The sequence below is a fragment of the Tepidimonas sp. genome, assembly GCF_036824975.1.
GTDB lineage: Bacteria > Pseudomonadota > Gammaproteobacteria > Burkholderiales > Burkholderiaceae_C > Tepidimonas.
Genome location: NZ_DAISZC010000036.1, coordinates 1 through 7,909 on the forward strand (window position 1 = coordinate 1; position 7,909 = coordinate 7,909).

The 7,909-nt window shown below is 69.3% G+C and carries 8 protein-coding genes; all 8 read left to right on the forward strand.

Translation table 11 applies throughout. The features are described 5' to 3' along the window. Positions 1–34: 34 nt before the first annotated feature. A complete protein-coding gene (locus tag V7Z54_RS05785; RefSeq protein WP_334135042.1) occupies positions 35–460 on the forward strand; it encodes a ferritin-like domain-containing protein in 426 nt (141 codons plus the stop codon). A 37-nt stretch (positions 461–497) separates the two neighbouring features. Then, complete coding sequence (locus V7Z54_RS05790) at positions 498–776, forward strand: 4a-hydroxytetrahydrobiopterin dehydratase (RefSeq protein WP_334135044.1); 279 nt, start codon at positions 498–500, stop codon at positions 774–776. After that, a complete protein-coding gene (locus V7Z54_RS05795; RefSeq protein WP_334135045.1) occupies positions 773–1,384 on the forward strand; it encodes an AAA family ATPase in 612 nt (203 codons plus the stop codon). Before V7Z54_RS05790 ends, V7Z54_RS05795 begins: the two co-directional genes overlap by 4 nt. Positions 1,385–1,779: 395 nt before the next feature. Next, positions 1,780–2,745, forward strand: a complete 966-nt coding sequence (locus V7Z54_RS05800; RefSeq protein ID WP_334135046.1) for a CbbQ/NirQ/NorQ/GpvN family protein — start codon at positions 1,780–1,782, stop codon at positions 2,743–2,745. 24 nt (positions 2,746–2,769) lie between these two features. Continuing rightward, positions 2,770–5,133 (forward strand): nitric oxide reductase activation protein NorD, encoded by a 2,364-nt coding sequence (locus V7Z54_RS05805; protein WP_334135047.1) that lies wholly within the window; start codon positions 2,770–2,772, stop codon positions 5,131–5,133. 14 nt (positions 5,134–5,147) lie between these two features. Further along, entirely contained in the window at positions 5,148–5,795 is a 648-nt protein-coding gene (locus V7Z54_RS05810; RefSeq protein ID WP_334135049.1) for a hypothetical protein, read from the forward strand. Then, a complete protein-coding gene (locus tag V7Z54_RS05815; RefSeq protein WP_334135050.1) occupies positions 5,792–6,607 on the forward strand; it encodes a S1 family peptidase in 816 nt (271 codons plus the stop codon). The genes V7Z54_RS05810 and V7Z54_RS05815 overlap by 4 nt, the downstream gene beginning before the upstream one ends. Positions 6,608–6,620: 13 nt before the next feature. Then, on the forward strand, positions 6,621–7,909 hold a 1,289-nt coding region (locus tag V7Z54_RS05820; protein ID WP_334135051.1), incomplete at its 3' end, for a SulP family inorganic anion transporter.

The following is a 7,909-nucleotide window of genomic DNA, read 5'->3' on the forward strand; positions in this document are numbered from 1 at the left end:
ACCCGCAGCTGAGGCCTGACCGCAGGAGCGCACCATGACCGCCGATGCACGCATGCTGGGCTGGCTGACGCGCGCCCTGCAACACGAATTCAGCGCGTTGCAGCAGTACCTGGCGCAGGCGACACTGGCGCGGCTAAGTGGCGACGAGGCGCTGGCCGAGCAGCTGCGCGCCGAGGCGCTGGAAGAGCTGGCGCACGCCGAGCGGCTGATGCAGCGCCTCATCGAGCTGGGCGTGGCCCCATCGGCCGGGGCGCTGGCGCCCGCACGGCTGGGCCGGGGCGTGCCGGACTTTGCCACGCTCAACCGCCAACTCGAACAAACGGCGGTGGTGCTGTATCAGGACGCCGCCGACCACGCGCGGCGCGTGCGTGACGGCGCTAGCGAGGCCCTGCTGCGCGAGCTGGCCGCCGATGAGGCGCGACACCTGGGCCAGTGGAGCGCGGGTGGTGCCCCTCATTGATATCCCAAGACCCGACGCTGAACCGGAGATGACGGCCATGAACGACCACGATACTGCCCTGGCGGGCTGGACCGAGCAAAGCCGTCCTGCCGCGCTGTTTCGCCGCTTTGCGTTCGGCTCGTATGCGCAGACCCGCGCCTTTTTGGACCGCGTAGCCGCGGTGCAGGAGGAGCTGGGACTGGCGCCGCAAAACATCAGCTTTGGCACCACCTACGTCAACATCACCATTGCGGCGGCGAACGGTACGCTGGGGCAGGCCGAGCGCACGCTGGCGCGCCGCATCAGTGACGTCGCCCAAACGGGTTCACCCGCATGACGCAGGCACTGCCCGGCCGTCTGGCGGTGCTCAATACCAAGGGCGGCACCGGCAAAACCACGCTGGCGATACAGCTGGCCGCGGGCCTGCGGCGACGTGCGCCCAGCGCGCTGGGTGACCTGGATCCGCAAGGTTCGGCGACCCAGTGGGGCACGCAGGCCGGCTTGGCGGTGCTGACCGCCGATGACGCCTGGCGTCAGGCGGTGGGTATACGCCACTTGGTGTGGGACTGTCCGCCCAGCGTGGACCACCCGGCGGCACAGCGTGCGCTGCGCGAGGCCGATGCCGTGCTGGTGCCTGTGCTGCCGTCGCCGCTGGACCTGTGGGCGAGCTGGGCGCTGGTGGAGGCCATTCATGCTGAGCAGGCGCGCCGCCCGAGCCTGCGCGCCTGGTTGGTGATCAACCAGCTGGAGCCGGGCAGCGCGCTGTCTGGCGCGATGCGCGAGGCGCTGGGTGAGTTTGGCCTGCCCGCGTTGCGCGCCGTGGTGCGCCGCCGTGCCATCTATCGCAGCGCCGCACTGCAAGGCGCCACCGTCTATCAGCTGGGGGCGCGCGCCGCCGCTGCCGTAGCCGACATCGAAGCCGTGATCGAGGAGATACAGGCATGACACGCAACACCGCCCAACGCCTGGCCGCTAGCGTGCGCGGCGCGCGTCGCGCGCCCGCTGTGGCCGCCGACCCGGCCGCGTCGGCAACCGTGGCGTCAGCCCCAGCCGCTGACCCGGCTGCTGCGCCAGCAACGCCCTCCGTTACCGCACCTGTGCCGCGGCGCCGCGCCCCCGCCCAGCGGACGACCCCGTCCGGTGCTCGGGCCGCCGCTGCACAGGCGACGGTTGCCTCCGTGCGCACCGACGGGGGCTGTCCGCCCAGCAGCGCTGGCGAACGATTTCCGCGCCGCGTCTGGCCCGACTAACAGGGGGTTGTAGGTGCCGACGGTGTCGTCGCTCCTCATCCGCCCCATCGGGCTTGCTCCCGTCAACCACTTCTGCACACCGAGTTCGCCATGAATACCCTGACGCGCCGTCTCTATGCCGCCCGTGCCCAAGGCGCGGCCCCGGCCACGGCTTTGGCCCACCCCGTGGAGGCCCCGGCGGCACCGGCCGCCGCCCGCGTGGCCGCGCGTCCGCTGGCCGATGTGCGGCCTGCCGCGACCGTCGATTCCCACGGCCCCGACCCGCTGGCGGCCTACCGCATCGCGCGCGAACCCTACTGGCGCGCGGTGGGCGACGAAGTGGCGTTGTACGAGGCCGCCTACGCCGTGCGCATGCCAATGATGCTCAAAGGCCCGACAGGCTGCGGCAAGACGCGCTTCGTCGAGTACATGGCGTGGAAGCTGGGCAAGCCGCTGATCACCGTGGCCTGCCACGAGGACATGACCGCCTCCGACCTGGTGGGGCGCTTCTTACTCGACGCCCAGGGCACGCGCTGGCAGGACGGTCCGTTGGCGCTGGCGGCGCGTTATGGCGCCATCTGCTACCTGGACGAGGTGGTGGAGGCGCGCCAGGACACCACCGTCGTCATCCATCCGCTGACCGACAAGCGGCGCATGCTGCCGCTGGAGAAAAAAGGCGAGGTGATTGAGGCGCACCCGGACTTTCAGTTGGTGATCTCCTTCAACCCTGGCTACCAAAGCCTGATGAAGGATTTGAAGCAATCGACCAAGCAGCGTTTTGGCGCGCTCGATTTTGACTATCCCGAGCACGAGGTGGAGGTCGAGATCGTCGCGCACGAGTCGGGGGTGGACGCTGCCACCGCCGCCAAGCTGGTGCACATCGCCGAGCGCGCGCGCAACCTCAAGGGCCATGGGCTGGATGAGGGCATTTCCACCCGGATGCTGATCCACGCGGGAAGTCTGATCGCGCAGGGGGTGCCGCCGCTGTCGGCTTGCCGCATGGCGCTGGTGCGCCCGATCACCGACGACGCCGACATGCGCGATGCGCTCGACGCCGCCGTGACGACCTACTTCTGACGCCGTACCCTTTGCCGCGTCGCCATGACCATTCACCTGGACGAGCACGCCGAACTGCTGCAGGAGCTGCCGCACGGCGCGCAGGAGGTGCTGCGCGGCGCGTGGCAGGAGGCGGCGCGCGCGCTGTCCAGCCGTGGCCTGGACAACTATCTGAAGGGGGCGCTGGCGCTGCACCAGCTGGGCCGCGGCGAAGAGCTGGTGGTGAGTTTTTTGCAGCAAATGCCCGCGCTGGCGCGCGCCATTGGCGAGGATGTGCTGCCGGAGCTGGTCAACTTTTTGCTGTCGATGGCGTCCAAGACTTCCGGTCAGGTGCTGACGCTGATCGTGCAGACCGCACCTGCTGCCGCGCAACGGCTGGGGGATGCCGAGCTGTTCGGGCAGTACTTGCGCGTGCTGGGCATTGCGCTGGCGCAGGCGCCGCACGGTCTGCGGCCGATGCTGGAACAGCTGGAGCGGCTGCTGGGGCAGCTGACGCTGGGCGGTCTGCGGCGCTGGGTGCAGTGGGGCGCGCAGGCCTATCGCGGCGACGCCGAAGGTCAACGCCGCTACTTCGGGCTCCAGAGTGCGGACAGCGTGGCCGTGCTGCAGCAGGAGCGCCGCGGCACCCTGTTCGTCGATATCCAGCGCCGGCTCAACCTGTATCTGCGTGCGCTGTGGGGACGTGACTTTTTCCTGCGCCCCACCGCGGGCGACTTCGAATCGCGCGAGGGGCTGCGGCCCTATATCGAACACCACGTCATCCACATTGCCGACGCCTACGACGATGTGCAACCGGCCGGGCCGTCGGGGCCGACGGTGCCGGCGCTGGAGGTGTACCGTGCGGCCGCCAACCACGCCGCGGCTCATCTCATCTTTGCGCGCTCGCCCCTGTCCGACGAAGGACTGGATGCGTTGACCAAAGCCATCGTCGAGCTGGTCGAAGACGCGCGCGTGGAGACACTCGCGTTGCGCCGCTTTCCACGCCTGCGTCAGCAGTGGCGTGTGTTGCACCCGCCGCCGGTTGATCCGCCGCAGCGCGCCGGGGATCTGATCAACCGGCTGGCGCTGGCGTGGCTGGACGAAGACGCCGCGGCGGCCGACACCCACCCCTGGGTGCAGCAGGGGGTGGCGGCGCTGCGCGCCTGGACCAACTGGGATGACGCACAGCAAAGCCTGGCTACCGGACGGGTGCTGGCTGCGGCGCTGCGTACCCACGTCGAGCAGGCGCACTGGCCCGCGTTTTCCGCGCGATTGGACGGCCAGCGTGCCCTGTACCGCGACGACAACCGTGCCATCTGGGCCAGCGGTGCCTACGACGAGGCGCTGGCCTTGGCCGCGACCTGGGCGCGCCAGCAGCAGGTGCGGCGCAAAGTCAATGTGATGGAGATGGTCAACGAGGTGGACGTCGAGTTCGCGGGCGACGACGCGCAGGAGGTCTGGATCCTGCCCACTGAGTTCTGGCTCGACCAGGAGGGTGTGACCATCAACTCGCTGCTGGGTCGCCCGCCGCTGGCTGACCCGGTGCACTACCCGGAGTGGGACTACCAGATCCAGCTGGAGCGCCCGGACTGGGTGACGGTGCTGGAGCGCCACGCCACGGCGGGCGATGCCGCGCGCATCGATGCCTTGCTGGCCGAGCACAAGCCGCTGGTGCAACGGCTGCGCCATCTCATCGAGGCCATGGCCCCGCAAGGGCTGCAGCGTATCCGCAAGGTGGAAGACGGCGACGAGCTGGACCTGGAGGCGGCGGTGCGCGCCTGGGTCGATTTGCGTCTAGGCCAGCAGCCCGACCCGCGCATCATGATGCAGCACCGGCTGCACACGCGCGACGTGGCGGTGCTGCTGCTGCTCGATTTGTCGGCTTCTGCCAACGACCCCGTGCGCGGCAGCGAGCACACGGTGCTGGACTTGACCCGCACTGCGGCGGCGCTACTGGCCGAGGCGCTGCAGCGCATCGGCGACCGCTTCGCCATCCACGGCTTTCGCTCCGACGGTCGGCACGACGTGCACTACTTGCGCATCAAAGACTTTCGTGAACGCTGGGGCGAGGCGGCCAAGGCGCGGCTGGCGGCCCTAGAGGGCGCGTTTTCGACGCGGCTGGGCGCCGCCCTGCGCCATGCGGGGCAGCAGCTGCGCCAGCAGCCGCAGCGCAAAAAAATCGTGTTCGTGCTCACCGACGGCGAGCCCGCGGACGTGGACGTGCGCGACCCGCAGTACCTGCGGCAGGACGCGCAGCGTGCGGTGCAGGACCTGCGCCGCGACGGCATCGTCAGCTACTGCCTGACGCTGGACCCGCGCGCCGACGCCTACGCGCAGCGCATCTTTGGCGCACGCCACTACACGGTGCTGGAGCGCGTGCAGCGCCTGCCCGAGGTGCTGCCCACGCTCTACCTGGGCCTGACGCGCTAACGGAGTGCACGCCGATGGCCGCCATCACCCTGCGCACCTTCGTTTTCATCGACGCGCTGCAGCCGCAGCTGGCGTCGCACTTGGCCACGTCGTCGCAGGGTTTTTTGCCGGTGCCGGGAGATGCCTGCATGTGGATCGAGGTCTCCCCGGGCATGGCGGTGCACCGGTTGTCGGACATTGCGCTGAAGGCCACCAACGTGCGCATGGGCGAGCAGGTGGTCGAGCGCGCCTTCGGGTCGATGGAGATCCACTACCGCAACCAAAGCGAGGTGCTGGCTGCGGGCGATCTGATCCTGCGCCAGCTGCAGACCACGGTGCAGGCGCGCTTGCCCTGCCGCATCACCTGGAGCGAGGTCATCCGCGCCGTCACCCCCGACCACGCCACGCTGATCAACCGCCAGCTGCGCCGCGGCTCCATGCTGCTGCCGGGCAAGAGTATGTTCATCCTGGAAGTGGAGCCCGCGGGCTACGTGGTCTATGCCGCCAACGAGGCCGAAAAAGCGGCGAATGTGACACTGGTGGATGTCAAACCTTTTGGCAGCTTTGGCCGCCTGACCATGATGGGCAGCGAGGCCGAAGCCGCCGAGGCCGAGCGCGCCGCGCACCGCGCGGTGCAGGCCATCAACGCGCGCGCCGCCGCGCACTCCGGAGACAGCCTATGAGCTGGAGCGTCGATACCCCGCATAAGCGGCTGCTTTATCACACGCTGCGCGTGGACACCGTGCTGCAGGACGGAACGTCTGGCACCGGCACCGCGTTCACCCTGGCGCACACGCACGCCCGTGGTCGCTCGCTGTTTGTCGTCACCAACCGGCACCTGGTCGAAGGGGTGGCCAGCGGCGCGCTGGTATTTGCCATCGCGCGCGACGGGCAGCCCGTGCTGGGTAGCCGCTTCGAGCTGCGCATCGAGGACTTTCCCGAGGCGTGGATGCTGCACCCCGACGAGACGGTGGACTTGGCCATCATGCCCCTTCAGCCGTTGCTGGATGCCGCGCGCGCGCAGGGCGTGGAGCTGTACTGGCAAGCCATCGACACCCAACAGGCGCTGACCGAGGAGCACGCGCCCGCTCTTGACGCGCTGGAAGATGTGCTGTTCGTGGGCTACCCCAGCGGCGTGTGGGACCAGGTCAACGGCATGCCGATTCTGCGCCGTGGCATCACCGCCACGCCGCCGGCGCTGGACTTCGAGGGACGGCGTGAGTTTCTGATCGACGCCGCGGTCTATCCGGGCTCTAGCGGAAGCCCGGTGTTTATCGCGCGGCCCGGCCCGCAGGGTGGCGCCTCGTTCTGGTTTGCCGGCGTGGTGGCGGCGGTGTTCTTCCGCGAGGAGGCGCAGCGCCTGGTGCCGCAGCCGGTGCCGGCGTCCCATACCCAAGTGGCCTCCAGCGCCGAGATGATCGACCTGGGATTGGTTATCAAGGCCAGCGCGGTGCAGGAGCTGGTGCACGTCTACCTGAGCCGCTGGCACGCCTGAGGAGACCGCATCAATGGCCGATCTGCACGCGACCCATGCCGAAGTGCCGCAGGGCGGGCTGGCGGGACTGCGCCACTGGCGCCATGACGCGATCGCCGGCTTGCAGGTGGCGCTGCTGTGGACTCCGTTTTCGCTGGGGGTGGCGCTGGCCTCGGGGGCGCCAGCGGTGGCCGGGTTGATCTCGGCTATCGTCGCCGGGCTGCTGTACCCGTTTCTAGGCGGGTCGCACGTCACCGTCAGTGGGCCCGCGGCCGCGCTGGCGCCGGTGCTGCTGTGGGGCATGCTGACGTTGGGGCACGGCGACCTGGCGGCAGGCTACCCGCTGGTGCTGGTGGCGGTGGTGCTGACTGGCGCGCTGCAGCTGGTGCTGGCGGCGCTCAAAGCCGGGCGCTACGCCAGCCTGCTGCCGGTGACGGTGGTGGAGGCGATGCTGGCGTCCATCGGCATCATGATCATCGTGCGCCAGCTGCCGGCGCTGGTGGGTGCGCCCTCGGTGCCTTCCAAGTCGGTGCTCGATGCGCTGGCGCATTTGCCGGGGCAACTGGCACAGGCGCAGGCACTGCCCGCGCTGATCGGGCTCATCGGGCTGGCGCTGATGTTTGTGTGGCGGCGGCTGCCGGGTGGCGTGTGGCGTTGGCTGCCGCCAGCGATTGGGGTGTCGGCGCTGGGGGCGCTGGCCGCGTGGGCCGCGGGCTTGCCCGCCGCGCTGCGCATTGCCATGCCCGCCCATTTTCTGGATGGCATCGTGGCACCGGACTTTGCGCGTTTGCTGGCCGAGCCCGACCTGTGGCTGCCGATGTTGCTGGTGGTGCTGACCTTCACGATGATCGACGGCGTGGAGTCGGTGGCCAGTGTGAAGGCGGTGGATAAGATCGATCCCTGGCGGCGCCAGTCCGACGCCAACAAAACGCTGCGCGCCATGGGGGTGTGCAACCTGACCTCGGGCATGCTGGGCGGCCTGACGGTGATTCCGAACGCCGTGCCTAGCCGCGCCAACATCGACGCCGGCGCGCGCACCCTGTGGTCCAACTTCTACAGCGGCCTGTTCCTGCTGGTCTTCGCGGTGGTGCTGCCGCAGCTGCTGACCCTCATTCCACTGGCCGCCATCGCAGCTATCTTGATCTACATTGGCTGGCGGCTGTGCGAACCGGCCATCTTCCGCCGCATGGCGGCCATCGGGCGCGACCGACTGCTGGTGTTCGTTGGCACCGTAGCGGCCATTCTGCTGACCGACCTGCTCAAGGGCATGTTCATCGGCATGGCCATCGAGCTGGCGCTGTTGCTGTACCTACAGCTGCCGTC